This is a genomic window from Streptomyces sp. NPDC002643 (genome assembly GCF_053592555.1).
The window spans coordinates 100,293-115,963 of record NZ_JBSFVY010000008.1; the positions used below are offsets into that span (position 1 = coordinate 100,293).

General features: G+C 70.2%; 14 protein-coding genes. 13 read left to right on the forward strand and 1 reads right to left on the reverse strand.

Translation table 11 applies throughout. The annotated features are described in order from the left end of the window. The first annotated feature begins 34 nt into the window (after positions 1 to 34). The 4 genes from sbnA to ACWD4G_RS14420 all read left to right on the forward strand — a co-directional run bounded on the left by sbnA (position 35) and on the right by ACWD4G_RS14420 (position 5,968). On the forward strand, positions 35 to 1,045 hold the full coding sequence (gene sbnA, locus ACWD4G_RS14405) for a 2,3-diaminopropionate biosynthesis protein SbnA (protein ID WP_451293029.1): 1,011 nt from the start codon (positions 35 to 37) through the stop codon (positions 1,043 to 1,045). Between the two features lie 197 nt (positions 1,046 to 1,242). Continuing rightward, positions 1,243 to 2,421 (forward strand): acyltransferase family protein, encoded by a 1,179-nt coding sequence (locus tag ACWD4G_RS14410; protein ID WP_451293031.1) that lies wholly within the window; start codon positions 1,243 to 1,245, stop codon positions 2,419 to 2,421. A 121-nt stretch (positions 2,422 to 2,542) separates the two neighbouring features. Next, a complete protein-coding gene (locus ACWD4G_RS14415; RefSeq protein WP_451293033.1) occupies positions 2,543 to 4,288 on the forward strand; it encodes an acyl-CoA dehydrogenase family protein in 1,746 nt (581 codons plus the stop codon). Between the two features lie 363 nt (positions 4,289 to 4,651). Then, on the forward strand, positions 4,652 to 5,968 hold the full coding sequence (locus tag ACWD4G_RS14420; protein WP_451293035.1) for a GAF domain-containing protein: 1,317 nt from the start codon (positions 4,652 to 4,654) through the stop codon (positions 5,966 to 5,968). Here the strand turns inward: ACWD4G_RS14420 and ACWD4G_RS14425 are convergent. After that, entirely contained in the window at positions 5,928 to 6,749 is an 822-nt protein-coding gene (locus ACWD4G_RS14425) for an IclR family transcriptional regulator (RefSeq protein WP_451293037.1), read from the reverse strand. The two genes, ACWD4G_RS14420 and ACWD4G_RS14425, sit on opposite strands and share 41 nt — an antisense overlap. A gap of 194 nt (positions 6,750 to 6,943) precedes the next feature. Between ACWD4G_RS14425 and ACWD4G_RS14430 the strand changes: the two genes are divergently transcribed. The 9 genes from ACWD4G_RS14430 (at position 6,944) to ACWD4G_RS14470 (ending at position 15,454) form a co-directional block, all read left to right on the forward strand. After that, complete coding sequence (locus ACWD4G_RS14430) at positions 6,944 to 7,753, forward strand: ABC transporter substrate-binding protein (protein ID WP_451293039.1); 810 nt, start codon at positions 6,944 to 6,946, stop codon at positions 7,751 to 7,753. A gap of 49 nt (positions 7,754 to 7,802) precedes the next feature. Next, positions 7,803 to 8,603 (forward strand): ABC transporter permease subunit, encoded by an 801-nt coding sequence (locus ACWD4G_RS14435; protein ID WP_451293041.1) that lies wholly within the window; start codon positions 7,803 to 7,805, stop codon positions 8,601 to 8,603. A 4-nt stretch (positions 8,604 to 8,607) separates the two neighbouring features. Further along, the gene (locus ACWD4G_RS14440) at positions 8,608 to 9,258 is read left to right on the forward strand and encodes an amino acid ABC transporter permease (protein ID WP_451293043.1); all 651 of its coding nucleotides are present in this window, start codon (positions 8,608 to 8,610) and stop codon (positions 9,256 to 9,258) included. Beyond that, positions 9,258 to 10,028: an amino acid ABC transporter ATP-binding protein gene (locus ACWD4G_RS14445; protein ID WP_451293434.1), complete on the forward strand. Its 771-nt coding sequence runs from the start codon at positions 9,258 to 9,260 to the stop codon at positions 10,026 to 10,028. Before ACWD4G_RS14440 ends, ACWD4G_RS14445 begins: the two co-directional genes overlap by 1 nt. 68 nt (positions 10,029 to 10,096) lie before the next feature. Next, complete coding sequence (locus ACWD4G_RS14450; RefSeq protein ID WP_451293045.1) at positions 10,097 to 11,044, forward strand: sugar kinase; 948 nt, start codon at positions 10,097 to 10,099, stop codon at positions 11,042 to 11,044. A gap of 206 nt (positions 11,045 to 11,250) precedes the next feature. Continuing rightward, positions 11,251 to 12,678 carry a hypothetical protein gene (locus tag ACWD4G_RS14455; protein ID WP_451293047.1) on the forward strand — a complete coding sequence of 476 codons (1,428 nt, stop codon included), beginning with the start codon at positions 11,251 to 11,253 and terminating at the stop codon, positions 12,676 to 12,678. A gap of 120 nt (positions 12,679 to 12,798) precedes the next feature. Then, entirely contained in the window at positions 12,799 to 13,389 is a 591-nt protein-coding gene (locus ACWD4G_RS14460; protein ID WP_451293049.1) for a GNAT family N-acetyltransferase, read from the forward strand. A 115-nt stretch (positions 13,390 to 13,504) separates the two neighbouring features. After that, the gene (locus tag ACWD4G_RS14465) at positions 13,505 to 13,588 is read left to right on the forward strand and encodes a putative leader peptide (protein ID WP_309474722.1); all 84 of its coding nucleotides are present in this window, start codon (positions 13,505 to 13,507) and stop codon (positions 13,586 to 13,588) included. A gap of 174 nt (positions 13,589 to 13,762) precedes the next feature. Then, the gene (locus ACWD4G_RS14470) at positions 13,763 to 15,454 is read left to right on the forward strand and encodes a nitrite/sulfite reductase (RefSeq protein ID WP_451293051.1); all 1,692 of its coding nucleotides are present in this window, start codon (positions 13,763 to 13,765) and stop codon (positions 15,452 to 15,454) included. The last annotated feature ends 217 nt before the right edge of the window (positions 15,455 to 15,671 follow it).

Genomic DNA, 15,671 nt, shown 5'->3' on the forward strand with positions numbered 1-15,671 from the left:
CGCAGTCGCACTTTGCACAACCAGGGGGGCCGCAGTGCCAGTCATATCCGTTCCCACGGACTTCAACGAGGAGGAGCTGTACGTCGACCTGCGACCGGTCGTCGGCCACAAGCTCTTCCTGAAGTGCGAGGGTTTCAACTTCGCCGGCTCGATCAAACTCAAGGCCGCGACCGAGATGGTGCGGGCCGCCGAACGGGACGGACGGCTCCGGCCGGGCTCGACCCTCGTCGAGTCCTCGTCCGGCAATCTCGGCGTGGCGCTGAGCATGATCGCGGCGAGCCGGGGCTACCGGTTCCTGTGCGTGACCGACGCCCGCTGCAACCCGGCGGCCGAGCACCTGATGGAGGCGCTGGGCAGCCGGGTGCACATCATCACCGAACCGGACCCGATCGGCGGCTTCCTCGGCGCGCGGCTCGCGTACGTCCGCGCGCTGTGCGCCGCCGACGAGCGGTACGTCTGGCTCGACCAGTACACCAACCAGGCCAACTGGCGGGCGCACTACCGCACCACCGCGCCCGCCGTCGCCCGGCAGTTCCCGCGTCTCGACGTGCTGTTCGTGGGGGTCGGCACCTCGGGGACGCTGATGGGCTGCGCCCAGTGGTTCTGGGAGCACCGGCGGCGGGTGCGGATCGTGGCGGTGGACAGTGTGGGCTCGGTGGCCTTCGGCGGGGTTCCGGGCCGCCGGATCATCCCGGGCCTGGGCACCAGCGTCACCCCGCCGCTGCTCGACGCGTCGTACGTGGACGACGTGGTCCGCGTCGAGGAGGCCGACACCGTACGGGCCTGCCATCTGCTGGCCCGGCGCGGCTTCCTCTTCGGGGGCTCCACCGGCACGGTCGTCAGCGGCGCCGTCGACTGGCTGACCCACGACGGCAACACCGACATCACCGCCGTGGCCATCGCCCCCGACCTCGGCGAACGCTACCTGGACACCATCTACCGGCCCGGCTGGGCCCTGGAGCAGTACGGGGAGGCATTCCTGGGTAGCGAAGAACTGGGCAGCACGGGCGAACTCGGCACGGGCGAGCTGGCGGCGCCCGTCTGAGACCCTCTGAGACCCCGACCCGGACCCACGAGCGAGGGGCCCGCCCCGTCAAGGGGCGGCGCCCCGGCAAGGGGCGGCGCCCCGGCAAGGGGCGGCGCCCCGGCACGGCGACGGTTCCACCCTGTTTGAACCGTTCCAAATCCACTTCGCCGTATGCGAACGAGCCGTAGACCGCACCCTCCTGACCTGGCCTGGTGATGACCGTCGCTGCCCCAGATCCCGCCCCCACGGTCGACAGCCGTCTGCCCTCCCTGACCGGCTACCGCTTCCCCCTGGCCTTCATGGTCCTCTTCTGCCATGCCTTCTACGCCGCCCAGGTGTTCGACTCCGACCCGCTGAACGACCCCATGGCACTGACCGTTCCCCTCGCGGCGACGGCGGTGTCGTCCTTCTTCGTCCTCAGCGGATTCGTGCTGACCTGGTCCGCGCGGCCCGGGGACCATGCCCGCGCGTTCTGGCGGCGCCGCGCGGTGAAGATCCTGCCGAACCACGTCGTCACATGGGCCGTCACCGTCGTCTTCCTGCTCACCGCCGGCACCGCCTCACCCGTCCTCGGCGCCACGGCGGACATCCCGTCCGACAAGGCGATCGCCAACCTGTTTCTGCTGCAGACCTGGGTGCCACGACTGGACTACGCCCTCAGCGTCAATGTCGTGAGCTGGTCGATCTCCTGCGAGGCCTTCTTCTACCTCGTCTTTCCCTTGCTGCTGCCCGTCTTCCGGAGAATCCCCCGGCACCGTCTGCGGCCATGGGCGGGCGCAGTCGCCGCTCTGATCGTGCTCGCACCCGCCTCGACCCATCTGATGCGGGGACCCGACGCGGACATGGTGGTCCCCCTCTCCGACGCGCAGTTGTGGCTCGTCTACGTCTTTCCCCCGGTACGTCTGCTGGAGTTCGCGCTGGGCATCGTCCTGGCCCGGCTCGTGCGGACAGGGCAGTGGCCCGACCTGCCCTTCAGGAAGGTGGCCGTACTGCCGGTCTGCGTCCTCCTGTGCACGCCGTTCCTGCCGGCCGCCTATCTGTTCGGCGCGGCGACGGCCATTCCCATGGCGCTCGTGATCCCCACCCTGGCCACCGCCGACCTCGCGGGGCGCGGCCGACGGCTCCGGAGCCCCCTCATGACCGCCCTCGGCAACTCCTCCTTCGCCCTCTACCTGATCCACTACCCCGTACTCATCGTCGCCCGGACCATGGTCGGAGCCGATCACCGCTTCGCCTGGTGGACCGGAACCCTGCTGCTCCTGGGCGTGATGGGCGTCTGCCAGGTACTCGCCTGGTGGCTCTACCGGTACGTCGAAACCCCTTGCGTGCGTCGTTTCGCACGCGCGGCCCCGACACCGTCAACGGCTCCTCTGCCCCGCACCGGCGAAGCATGACCGGGCCGTGCGACGCCGACGGCAGAGCGGCGATCAGCGATCGGCCGATCGGCCGATCGGCGTCACGGTCGTCCCGGCGGGAAGAAGCCCTCCCCTCCCCGGAAGAGGGAGGATGTCAGACATGGCAGGCAGCACTCACGAAGTGACCAATCAGGCTCCACCCCTGGTGGGGTACGACGTGTTCGACAGCGACCGGGCCCTGACCGAGGCGGTCGAACGGCATCTGGCGCCGGAACTGCTGGACGAGGCGCGCGCGGAGTTGTCGGCACTGGGCCGCTCGGCCGGATCGGTCCAGGTGCAGGGGTGGGCCAGGCTCGCCGACGAGAACCCGCCGAAGCTGCGCACCCACGACCGTTACGGCAACCGGATCGACGAAGTCGACTTCCATCCCTCCTGGCACCGGCTGCTCGGCAAGGGCGTCTCGGCCGGCCTCACCGCCGCCTGGGCCCGCCCCGGCGGACAGGTACGCCGCGCCGCCGCCTTCCTCATCTGGAACCAGGTCGACGCCGGCACCTGCTGCCCCCTGTCCATGACCCACGCCGCCGTCCCCGCCCTGCGCACCGACCCGGCCCTCGCCGCCGAGTGGGAGCCCCGGCTGACGTCCACCATGTACGACCTCGGGCTGCGCCCGGCCGCCGAGAAGGCCGGCGTGCTCTTCGGGATGGGCATGACGGAGAAGCAGGGCGGCAGCGACGTACGGGCCAACAGGACCGAGGCACGACCGCTCGCGGAGGACGGCACATACCTGCTCACGGGGCACAAGTGGTTCTGCTCGGCGCCGATGTCGGACGCCTTCCTGGTGCTGGCGCGGGCACCGGGTGGGCTGACGTGTTTTCTGGTGCCGCGTGTGCTGGCCGACGGCACCCGGAACGTGTTCCGCATCCAGCGCCTCAAGGACAAGCTGGGCAATCGGTCGAACGCCTCCGCCGAGGTCGAGTTCGACGACACCTGGGCCCGCCGGGTCGGGGACGAGGGCCAGGGAGTGCGGACGATCATCGAGATGGTGTCCGCGACCCGGGTGGACTGCGCGCTGGGCGCGGCCGGCCTGATGCGACAGGCGGTGGCCCAGGCCGTACACCACTGCGCGTACCGCGAGGCCTTCGGCGGCAAGCTGATCGACAAGCCGCTGATGCGCAATGTGCTGGCCGATCTGGCGGTGGAGTCGGAGGCGGCGACGGTGCTGGCCATGCGGGTGGCGGCGGGGGGCGAAAACGAAGGTTCGCTTTGGTCGGGGCCGGAAAACGAACGTTCGCTTTCGCGGCCCGCCGCATCAGGTGCCGCCGCCGACGGCCCGGCTGCCGAAAACGAACGTTCATTCCGGCCCGCATCCGAAAACGAACGTTCGTTTTTGCGCCTCGCCATCCCCCTGGCCAAATACCTGATCACCAAACGCTGCACCCCCACCATCACCGAAGCCTCCGAATGCCTCGGCGGCAACGGCTACGTCGAGGACTCCGGTATGCCCCGGCTGTTGCGCGAGTCGCCGCTCAACTCCATCTGGGAAGGCGCCGGGAACATCCAGGCCCTCGATGTGCTGCGTGCCCTGCGACGCGAACCGCAGGCGTTCGACGCGTACTTGCGGGAAGTCGGCAAGGCCCGGGGCGCCGATCACCGTCTGGACGGCGCGATCAAGAACCTGCTCACCGATCTCGCCGACCTGGACGGTATCGAGGCCCGCGCCCGCCGCTTGGCCGAGCGCATGGCCCTCGTCCTCCAGGGCTCCCTCATGGTCCAGTACGCGCCGCCGGCCGTGGCCGACGCGTTCTGCGCGTCGCGGCTGGGCGGTGACTGGGGTACGACGTTCGGGACTCTCCCCCATGGGCTGGACCTGGCGTCGGTGGTGGAGCGGGCCCGTCCGGTCGCTTGAGCGGTGTTTTGAGCCGACCTCCGTATGGCCGAATCGCCGCCTTGCCGGCCGGGGCGACCTCTTTCGGGTGGTGCGGTACGGAGGTGGTGCTGCGCCGACACGGCACCACCTCCGCATCCCTGGCCCCTGGGAACGGAGCGCTCGCGCCGTACTGGACGGCGCTGAACAAGTTTCAAGGAGCCGAGGGCCGTTCGCCAGAGTTGCAGGGGGTTGCAACCGGTCTCCGCTCTGTGGCCGGAGTGTGGCCCTCCGTGGCCGAAGAGCGGCAGACTCTGAAGCCCGCAGTCAACACCGGTCAACGCGGGTCCGGACTTTCCACGGCCGACAGGGGCCCGGAAGGGACGGTTCTGCAGGGAGGAACGAGTGCCGCACTCGTCGAGGGAAATCACGCGGCTCACCACCACGGACGCCGCGCGGGCGGCGCGGCTGCTCGGCGAGATGCGCGCCTCGGCGCTCGCCGGCCGGGGTCCGAAACCCGCTCCGCGTCCGGCGATCCGGGAGTCCTGGGGCCGTATGCTGCACAGCGGTATCGACCCGGACCACGACTTCCGTTCCGATCTGCTCAGCCAGGAGGAGGTGGAGCGCCGCCGTCAGACGTCCCGGCTGAGGCATGTACTGCCGGTGCTGCGCGAGGGGTTGCTGTCCCTGGCGGACACCACCCGGCACATCATGATGGTGGCGGACGCGGATGCCAGGGTGCTGTGGCGGGAGGGCAGTGCGGGGGTGCTCCGCAAGGCGGACGGTCAGGGGCTCGGTATCGGTGCGGACTGGCGTGAGGAGGTCGTCGGCACGAACGGTGTGGGTACGCCGTTGGTGTCCCGTCGTCCCGTCCAGGTCTTCTCCGCCGAGCACTTCGTGCGCACCCTGCACTCCTGGACCTGTACCGGCGCCCCCATCACGGACCCGCGCGATGGCACGCTGCTGGGCGCGGTGGACATCAGCGGCCCGTTGGAGACGCTGCATCCCTCCACTCTGGCGCTGGTCGACTCGGTCGCCAAACTCGCCCAGGCCCATCTGCGCGAGCTGCATCTGACCTCGTTGGAGCAACTGCGGGCGGTGGCGGCGCCGGTGCTGGCCCGCCTGACCGGGCGCGCGCTGGCCGTGGACAGGGACGGCTGGACGGCGGCGGTCACCGGTATGCCGTACGCGAACCGTGTGGCGCTGCCCAAGTCGCCGGCCCCGGGCCGCTGTTGGCTTCCGGCGCTGGGTCTGTGCACGGTCGAGCCCCTCCCCGGGGGCTGGCTGATACGTCCCTCCGCGGATGCGGCGCCCGCCCCGACCGCCACCCGCATCACCCTCGATGTCTCCCTGCCGCGTCGCTGGACGGTCGCCGTCTCCGGGAGCGCGGGGTCCTGGACGCATGAACTCACCCCGCGTCACGCGGAGTTGCTGTATCTCCTCGCCCTGCACCGCTCGGGCCGCAGCGCCTCGGCGCTGGCCGACGACATGTTCGGCGACCCGGCGCGTACGGTCACCGTCCGCGCCGAGATGTCCCGTGTACGCCGCTATCTGGGCCCCTTCCTGGATCATCGCCCGTACCGGTTCACGGAGCGGGCCGATGTGGAAGTGCTGCTGCCGGAGAGCCCGTTGGACCTGCTGCCGCACTCGGTGGCGCCGGGGGTGGTGCGGACCAGGGGGCTCAGCGGGGCGTCGGAGCGGTTCCGCCCAGACGGTCGGTGAGGGCCTGGGCCGTCGCGATGACCTGGCGTCCGATCTCCGCGAGGCGGTCGTGGGTGACCCGGGAGGCGGGGCCGGAGATGCTCACGGCGGTGACGACGGTTCCGCTGTGGTTGAAGGCGGGGGCGGCCACGCAGCGGATGTCGCGTTCGTTCTCCACGTCGTCGACGGCGTAGCCGCGTTCGCGGATGCGGGCGAGTTCGGCGTGGAGTTCCTCGGGTGAGGTGAGGGTGGCGGGGGTGCGGGCGGGCATACCGGCCGCCATCACCGCGTCGAGGACGTCCTCGGGGGCGTGGGCGAGGAAGGCCTTGCCGGTGGCGGTGCAGTAGGCGGGCTGGCGTCCGCCGACGCGGGAGTGCATCCGTACGGCTTGGGGGCTCTCGACCTTGTCGATGTAGACGATCTCGGGCATGTCGAAGCTGACGAGGTGGACCGCTTCGCGTACGTCCTGGGCGAGTTGGTGCAGCAGCGGGGAGGCCGTGCGGCGGATGTCGAGGCGTTCCAGGTAGAGCTGGCCGAGCAGGGCGTTCTGGGGGCCGAGGCGGTAGTGGCCGCTCTCCGGGTCCTGGTCCACGAGCCGTTCCGCGCGCAGGGGGGCGATCAGGCGCAGCACGGTGCTCTTGCTCATGCTCAGACCGGTGGCGAGGTCGGTGAGCGAGGTGCCGTGGGGGTGGCTGTCGTCCGCCGCGAGATACATCAGGATGCTCAGCGCTCGCCGCAGGGACGAGGAGGAGTTCCGTCGGGGCTCGGGGGCATCGGGGGTGCCGGGAGTGTCAGGGGTCACGGAGCGCACCCTAACATACTGCATTGCAAAATGGAATGTTACATATTGAAATCCGCCGTTGACGAGGATCGGGCGCCGGGCTAGCTTCTGCGCAACGCAATGCGAAACGGTGTTCTGCACTGCAAAACATCCCTCCCAAACCCTCCCGGAAGGGAATGCTTGTGATGAGATTTCGTCACGGTACTCGCAATCTGATGGCGATTTGTATCGGTGTGACCGCCGTCGCAGCGCTTTCCGCGTGCACCTCGACCAGCGCCACCACCTCGACCGCCGACCAGCAGTCCTCGACGCTCCAGAGCGTCATCAAGCGCGGCACGCTGAACGTCGCGAGCTGTCTGACGTTCCCGCCGTTCGGCTCGATGGACAAGGACAACAAGCCGCAGGGCTTCGACGTCGACGTCGCCACCGCGATGGCCGAGGCCCTCGGCGTCAAGGTCAAGATCGTCGACACGACCTCCGCCAACCGCATCCCCAACCTGCAGACCAAGAAGGTCGACGCGGTGGTCTGCAACTTCACCACCACCGCCGAGCGGGCCAAGCAGGTCTCCTTCAGCGACCCCTACATCGTCGCGGGCGAGGTGATGCTGGTGAAGAAGGACAGCGGCATCTCCACGCTCGACGACCTCTCCGGCAAGACGGTCGCCGTCACCAAGGGCTCCACCAACGGCGACGCCGTCAAGGCGGGCAACCCCGAGGCGGAGATCCAGGAGTACGACACCTCCGCCGCCGCCGTCCTCGCGGTCAAGCAGGGCCAGGCCGACGCCATGGTCGAGGACTCCAACTTCCTCAACTTCCAGGCCAAGTCGGACTCCTCCCTCAAGGTCACCAAGGACTCCGTGGTGCCGCTGGAGTACAACGCCATCGGCCTCCCGCAGGGCGATGCCACCTGGCTGCAGTGGGTCAACACCTGGCTGCGGGAGTTCAACACCTCCGGACAGGCCGACGCCCTCTACAAGAAGTGGTTCGGCGTGGACCGCGTCTACCCGCTCACCCCGTCCTACTGAGCCCCGGTCGGGCGGCGGCCGCCCCCGCCGCCGCCCGTGGAGGAGTCCCATGTTCGTCGACTGGAGCTACGCCCTCCGGGACTGGCCCACCTATCTCGACGCCGCCTGGCTGTCGCTGAAACTCTCCCTGGAGGCCTTCGCGCTCGCCTTCGTCCTCGGTCTGCTGGGCGCCCTGGCCCGCAGGTCCCGCCACTGGGTGCTGCGCGCCCCCGCCGCGGTCTATGTCGAGGTCATCCGCAACACCCCGGTACTGCTGCAGATGTTCGTCGCCTACTTCGCGCTGCCGTCCGCCGGACTCAGGCTGAGCCCCGTGCAGGCGGGCGTGCTCGCGCTCGGCGTCAACGTCGGCGCGTACCTCACCGAGATCTTCCGGGCCGGCATCCAGGCCGTACCGCGCGGCCAGCGCGAGGCCGCCCGCGTCCTGGCCCTCGGCCCCGCCCGCACCTTCGCCCATGTCGTACTGCCGCAGGCCCTGCGCAATGTCTACCCGGCGGTCGTGAACCAGCTGGTCCAGATCATCCTGGGCTCCTCGCTGCTGTCCGCCATCTCCGTGCCCGAACTGACCGGCACGGCCATGGTCATCAACTCCCGCACCCTGCTGACCGTGCAGGTCTTCGGGATCGCCGCCGTGCTCTATCTGATCCTCACCAACGCGGTCGTCCTCGTGGCCGGGCTGATCGGGCGGGTCGCGTTCAAGCCGCCGCTGCGGCCCACCGCGCCGCCCGGCCCACTGAGCGCCGTACGCCGTCTGCTGCGGGTCCGTCCCACCGGTCCCGCGGGTCCGGCTGGTCCCGCAGACCCCATAGGTCCCGTCGGTCCCGTGCAGGGCCCCGTCCGGAAGGAGGCCTGAGCCGATGGACTGGTCGGTCATCTGGTCCAACCGTGAGCTGTATGTCTCCGGGTTGTGGGCCACCGTGCTGCTGTCGCTCGCCGCGATCGCCACCGGCACCCTCCTCGGGCTGGTCGTCGCCGCGATCCGCTCCAGCCGCGTCCCCGTCGTCACCCAGCTGGCCCGTGCCTATCTGGAGGTCTTCCGGGGCACCCCGCTGCTGATCCAGATGCTGTTCATCTACTTCGGCGCGGCCTATCTGAGCGGGTTCGGCATCACCATCTTCGGCGCGGCCCTGCTCGCGCTCACCCTCTACCAGGGCGCCTATATCGCGGAGATCTTCCGGGCCGGTATCGAGGCGGTGCCGCGCGGGCAGTGGGAGGCGGCGCGGGTGCTGGGGCTGACCCGGGTCCGCACCTTCGTGAGCGTGATCCTGCCGCAGACCCGCGCGATCGTCCTTCCGCCGCTGGTCGGCCAGTACCTCTCCCTGATCAAGGACACCTCCATCGCCGTCGTCATCGGCTATGTCGAACTGGTCCGCCAGGGGCAGGCCGTCATCGACCGCGTGGGCGACCCGGCGACCTCCTACATCGCCGTCGCCGCCCTCTACTTCGTCATCTGCTATCCGCTGTCGCTGCTCGTGCGGCACATGGAGCGAAAGGCTGTCACCGCATGATGATCACCGACCCCGCCGCGCAGCAGAAGGCGGTGACCGGTTCGCGGATCTCCCTGTCCGGCGTGCACAAGCGGTTCGGCGATCTGGAGGTCCTGAGGGGCGTCGACATCGAGGTGGAGCCCGGTGAGGTCGTCGTCCTGATCGGGGCCAGCGGCTCCGGCAAGAGCACCCTGCTGCGCATCATGTGCGACCTGGAGCGGGCCGACGGCGGCGAGGTGTGGGTGGGCGGCGTCCCCCTGCACGACCGCAAGCGGGCCCCGGAGATCTTCGGGCATGTCGGCATGGTCTTCCAGCAGTTCAACCTCTTCCCCCACAGGACCGCGCTCGGCAATGTCACCCTCGCCCTGCTGAAGGTGCGCAAACTCTCCCGTACGGAGGCGGAGGAGCGCGGCCGGGCCGCTCTGGAACGGGTCGGGCTCGCCGACAAGGCCGACTCGTACCCGGCGCAGCTCTCCGGCGGCCAGCAGCAACGCGTCGCCATCGCCCGCGCGTTGGCCATGGACCCGGCGATCATGTTCTTCGACGAGCCGACGTCCGCCCTCGACCCGGAGCTGGTCGGCGAGGTCACCGGAGTCATGCGGTCGCTCGCGGAGGACGGGATGACCATGGTCGTCGTCACCCATGAGATGCGCTTCGCCAAGGACACCGCCGACCGCGTGGTGTTCATGGACGGCGGTGTGGTCCTCGAACAGGGCCCGCCCGAGCAGGTCTTCGGCAGCCCCGCCGAACAGCGCACCCAGCAGTTCCTGCACCGGGTCCTGGACACGTGAGGGGACACGGAACGGGAGGCGCGGCCGGACGCGGGGCCGGACGCGCGGCGGAACGTGCGGCGGAACCCGTGACGGGACAGGTGAGCGGTCCCCGGCCGGACGTGGTGTGCGTCGGCGAGACCATGGCCGTGCTCGGCCCGTCGGACGCCCGCCCCCTCGCCCGTCAGAAGACGCTCACGCTCACCGTGGGCGGCGCGGAGTCCAATGTGGCCTGCGCCCTGGTGGCCCTGGGACATCGCACCGCCTGGCTGGGACGGGTGGGCGACGACCCGCTCGGCCGGCGCGTCCTCGACGACCTGACCGGCCGAGGGGTCGACGTCTCAGCCGTCGAGACGGACCCCGAGCGGCCCACCGGCGTCTACTTCAAGGACCCCGGCCCCGACGGCACCGGCACGTACTACTACCGCCGGGACTCGGCGGCGGCCGCCATGGGCCCCGGCCTGGCGAAGCTCCCGCTGCTCCGACGGGCCCGTGTGCTGCATCTGTCCGGCATCACCCCCGCCCTGTCGGACAGTTGCGCCGAGCTGGTCACCGACCTCGTGAGCCGCCGGGCCGCCCCCGGGCCGCTCATCTCCTTCGACGTCAACCACCGCCCGGCCCTGTGGCGGCACCGGCCGGGTGAAGCGGCGCCCGTTCTGCTGGAGTTGGCGCGCGGCGCCGACCTCGTGTTCGTCGGACGCGACGAGGCCGAGTCCCTGTGGGGCACCCGCACCGCCGCGGAGGTACGCGATCTGCTGGGCCCCGGACCGGCGTTGGTCGTCAAGGACGCCGGGCACGGGGCGACGGCGTACGGCACCGACGGCGAGGTGACCTTCGTACCGACCCCCGCAGGTCAGGTCGTCGAACGCGTCGGAGCCGGTGACGCCTTCGCCGCCGGCTGTCTCGCGGCACTCCTCGAACACCGCACCACCGCCGACGGACTGCGCCTCGGCCATCGGCTCGCCGCCGCGGCACTCCGCACCCACGAGGACGTCCCCACCGCCTTCTCCCGCGACGCCCTCCTTCCTCCCCCGTGAACGGAGCCCCCCTTCGGCGCACAGAGCCCCCTTCGGTGAACGGAGCGTGGCTCCGAGGTGAGGGATCTCCCTGTAATTGACGAGTCAGCGGGGTGGCACGGTGCGCGCTGACGTAGCATCGGTCGCAGGCTGCCCCATCTGCCCCGCCGTCAAGATCGTGATCCCGGTGGGCAGTTGGTCGGCGCCACCCTGGGAGGTTGGTTGTGATGAAGCACCGCGGCAGGCACCGTCGACGCAGACGAGGGCGTGCGCTGCGCGCCTCCCTGGCGGGGACCGCGCTGGCGCTCACGGCGGCGGCCACGCTCATCAGCACCTCGCAGGCGGCGGGAGGGGACACACCGGGCGCGCTGTCGGCCCTCTCCTCGGCCGGTGATCTGCGCGGGCTCCAGCTCCGTGAGACCCTCACCGACACCACCGCCCTGGACACGCTGGCCGCCGAGACGGGCGGCGCGGTCGGCCTCGACGAGGTGCTGCGCAGCGCGAACCACGCGATGCGCTCCGAGAACGACTGCTTCGCCACCGAGAAGGCCAACCTCCCCGTCGCTCCCACGGCCTCCCGGGCCTACTGCTGGGAGTCCGCCGACGCCGTCAATGACAAGTGGGCGCCCCGTTCCGTCACCACCTCCCGGAACAACCAGGTCATCGTGTCCGGTTGGACCCACACCGGCGTCGAGAGCCCCTCCCTCGGCGATGACACGGCCACCGACGGCACCACCGCCACCACCGCGAGCGCCACGGACGGCCACGGCGCCGACGACCGGGGGCTGACCCGCGTCGCCTTCGTCGACGCCCGTGATACGGCGAGCCCGACCTACCGCTGGGTACTCCTCGTCGTCCCCACGGCGGACGGCAAGAACTTCGAAGGGCTGCGCGCCCGGCTCGGCGGCATGGCCTGGTACGAGGACAAGCTGATCGTCACCGCGCGGGGCACGGACGCCGCCGACAAACGGGACGACTCCCTCTACGTCTTCGACCTGTCCCGCTTCCTGCGCGCCGACGTCACCGACAGCCCCGCCATCGGCGAGGTCGACGACGGCTGGTCGGCCCACCACTACCGCTACGCCCTGCCGGCCGTCGCCTCCTACAGCCCCGCCTCCGGCCGTGGCTGTGACGCACGCGACAGCGACGGTGTGCCGTGCTTCGGTTCGCTCTCCCTCGACCGCACGTCCGGGACGCCCGGTCTCGTCGCGAGCGAGCACGTCGAGCCGAGCCGTGAGCAGCCCGCCCGGATCTGGTGGTACGGCCTCGACACCACCGCCGAGCGCGCCGGGCTGCTCACCAACTCCCGGCGCCAGGGGTACGTCGACGCCACCGAGGCGTACCGGACCGAGGCGGCCGGGGTCGAGGGTGTCCTCTCCCACAAGGGCGAGTGGTACGTCGCACAGGCCGCCGAGGACGCCGACAGGCCGGGCACGCTGTGGCGGCAGGACGAGGACGGGGCGAAGTCCGCCCAGTGCGCGGCGGACAAGCCGGGCTTCGAGTCGGACCTCAAGACACACGCCTGCTGGGGGCACGACTCGGCCTCCCTCGCCTACTCCCCGGAGACCGGCGAGGTCTGGACGCTCACCGACCCCATCCCGGAGCGGGTGCTGTTCGCGGTGAAGCTGTCGGACATCGAGGACACGCTGGACTGACGGCCGCGAAGGAGGGGCGGGCAGCACGGTCGGCCGGAACGCTCCCTTCGCCCCCACGCGGCCGCGTCCAAGGTCAGCTCGCCCTTGGCCCCCACCGGCCCCTCATGATTCCCTGGCCCCATGAGCAGCAGCGCCGTCACCACATGGTCCCTGGAGCAGACGTCCCCGGGCGACCTCCTTCCCGCCGCCGCCCCGGACGGGGACGTCCGGGTCGTCCGTTCCGAGGTGCCCTCCCCCGAGTTCAGCCGGTTCCTGTACGCCTCCGTCGGCCAGGACATCCGATGGGTGGACCGGCTGTCGTGGTCGTACGCCCGGTGGCAGGAGTTTCTGGCGCGGCCCGGTGTGGAGACCTGGGTCGCCTACGACCGGGGGACGCCGGCCGGGTATGTGGAGTTCGAGCCGCAGGACGAGGGGGTCGTGGAGATCGGGTACTTCGGGCTGATCCCGGCGTTCCGGGGGCGGCGCATCGGCGGGCATCTGCTGTCGTACGGGACGGCACGCGCCTGGGACCTCGCCGAGCGGTGGCCGTCGCTGTCGCCGACCAAGCGGGTGTGGCTGCACACCTGCACGCGTGACGGCGAGCACGCGATGGCGAACTACCAGCGGCGCGGGTTCAAGCTGTTCGACACGAAGGTGACGGAGGAGACGGATGTGGTGTCGCCCGGACCGTGGCCCGGAGCGGGTGCGCCCATGGCGACGCCCGCCCCATGAGCCGCGTCACGCCGACCCCATGACCCACATCACACCGTCTCGCGATACGAGACAACCTTGTCCGACATATGGATGACGGTGGACTGAGTCTAAAGAGGCGTGCCACGCTTCCGTCATGTCTGGAACTGGAATTGCCTTGGTGAGTCGGCGGCATGTCGACCTCGGCCGCATGTCCAGCGCCATCTGTCCGGTGAGCTGACGCCCCAGCCGCGAGGGGTCCGACGACCCCGGGCAGCAGCGCCGCACACTCCCCTTCTGTTTCAGCCCGCGCAACGAAGCGCGCGCGTCGCAAGCCGCACGTACGCCCTCCGGGGCTCCCGTATGCGCAGGTCAGAGCCAAGCTTCCACGCCTGTCCCGAAGGACGTACACACCATGGCCGCCACCCCGCAGAACTCCGCCACGCCCCGCCGCAAGGTGAGCCGTCACCGTGGCGAAGGACAGTGGGCCGCCGGACATTTCACCCCGCTGAACGGCAACGAGCAGTTCAAGAAGGACGATGACGGTCTCAATGTGCGGACACGCATTGAGACGATCTACTCGAAGCGCGGCTTCGACTCGATCGACCCCAACGACCTTCGCGGCCGGATGCGCTGGTGGGGTCTCTACACCCAGCGCAAGCCCGGGATCGACGGCGGCAAGACCGCGATCCTGGAGCCGGAGGAGCTGGACGACAAGTACTTCATGCTGCGGGTGCGGATCGACGGCGGTCGGCTGACCACCGCGCAGCTGCGGGTGATCGGTGAGATCTCGCAGGAGTTCGCCCGGGGCACGGCCGACATCACCGACCGGCAGAACATCCAGTACCACTGGATTCGGGTCGAGGACATGCCCGAGATCTGGGAGCGGCTGGAGGCCGTCGGACTGTCGACGACCGAGGCCTGCGGTGACACCCCCCGTGTGATCATCGGCTCGCCCGTCGCCGGAATCGCCGCCGACGAGATCATCGACGGCACCTCCGCGATGGACGAGATCCAGCGCCGGATCATCGGCAACAAGGCGTTCTCGAACCTGCCCCGCAAGTTCAAGTCCGCGATCTCCGGCTCCCCGCTGCTGGACGTGGCGCACGAGATCAACGACATCGCGTTCGTCGGTGTCCGCCACCCCGAGCACGGCCCCGGCTTCGACGTCTGGGTCGGCGGCGGTCTCTCCACCAACCCCAAGATCGGGCAGCGCCTCGGCACCTGGGTCCCGCTGGACGAGGTCGCGGACGTCTACGAGGGTGTCATCTCGATCTTCCGCGACTACGGCTACCGGCGGCTGCGCACCCGCGCCCGCCTGAAGTTCCTGCTCGCCGACTGGGGTACGGAGAAGTTCCGCCAGGTCCTGGAGGACGAGTACCTGGGGCGCAAGCTGATCGACGGGCCCGCCCCCGACCAGCCGGTGGAGCGGTGGCGCGACCACGTCGGTGTGCACCGGCAGAACGACGGCCGCTACTACGTCGGGTTCGCGCCCCGCGTCGGCCGTGTCGACGGCACCACCCTCACCAAGATCGCGGACCTCGCCGAGGCCCATGGCTCGGGCCGGGTCCGTACCACCGTCGAGCAGAAGATGATCGTGCTCGATGTCACCGAGGAGCAGGTCGACTCGCTGGTCGAGGGCCTGGAGGCGCTGGACCTCACGGTCAAGCCGTCCCCGTTCCGGCGCGGCACCATGGCCTGTACCGGGATCGAGTACTGCAAGCTCGCCATCGTCGAGACCAAGGCGCGCGGCGCCTCGCTGATCGATGAACTGGAGCGCCGTGTCCCGGACTTCGACGAGCCGATCACCATCAACATCAACGGCTGCCCGAACGCCTGTGCGCGTATCCAGGTGGCGGACATCGGTCTCAAGGGGCAGCTCGTCCTGAACGACGCCGGCGAGCAGGTCGAGGGCTTCCAGGTGCACCTCGGCGGCGCGCTCGGTCTGGAGGCCGGGTTCGGTCGCAAGGTGCGCGGTCTGAAGGTCACCTCCGAGGAACTGCCCGACTATGTCGAGCGGGTGCTCAAGCGGTTCCAGGAGGAGCGCGAGGACGGCGAGCGCTTCGCCACGTGGGTCGCCCGCGCCAGCGAGGAGTCCCTCTCATGAGCGAGCGAGCGGCCCCCTTCTACTGCCCCTACTGCGGTGACGAGGACCTGCGCCCGAACGAAGAAGCACACGGCGCGTGGGAATGCGGAGCCTGCAATCGAGCCTTCCAGTTGAAGTTCCTCGGGCTGCTGGCCCGGGGTGTGAGCCGTAGGAGCGCGCCGGTGACGGGAGGCCGAGCGCGCGGAGGCCCCGACGAAGGAGGGGCTGAGCACGGTCG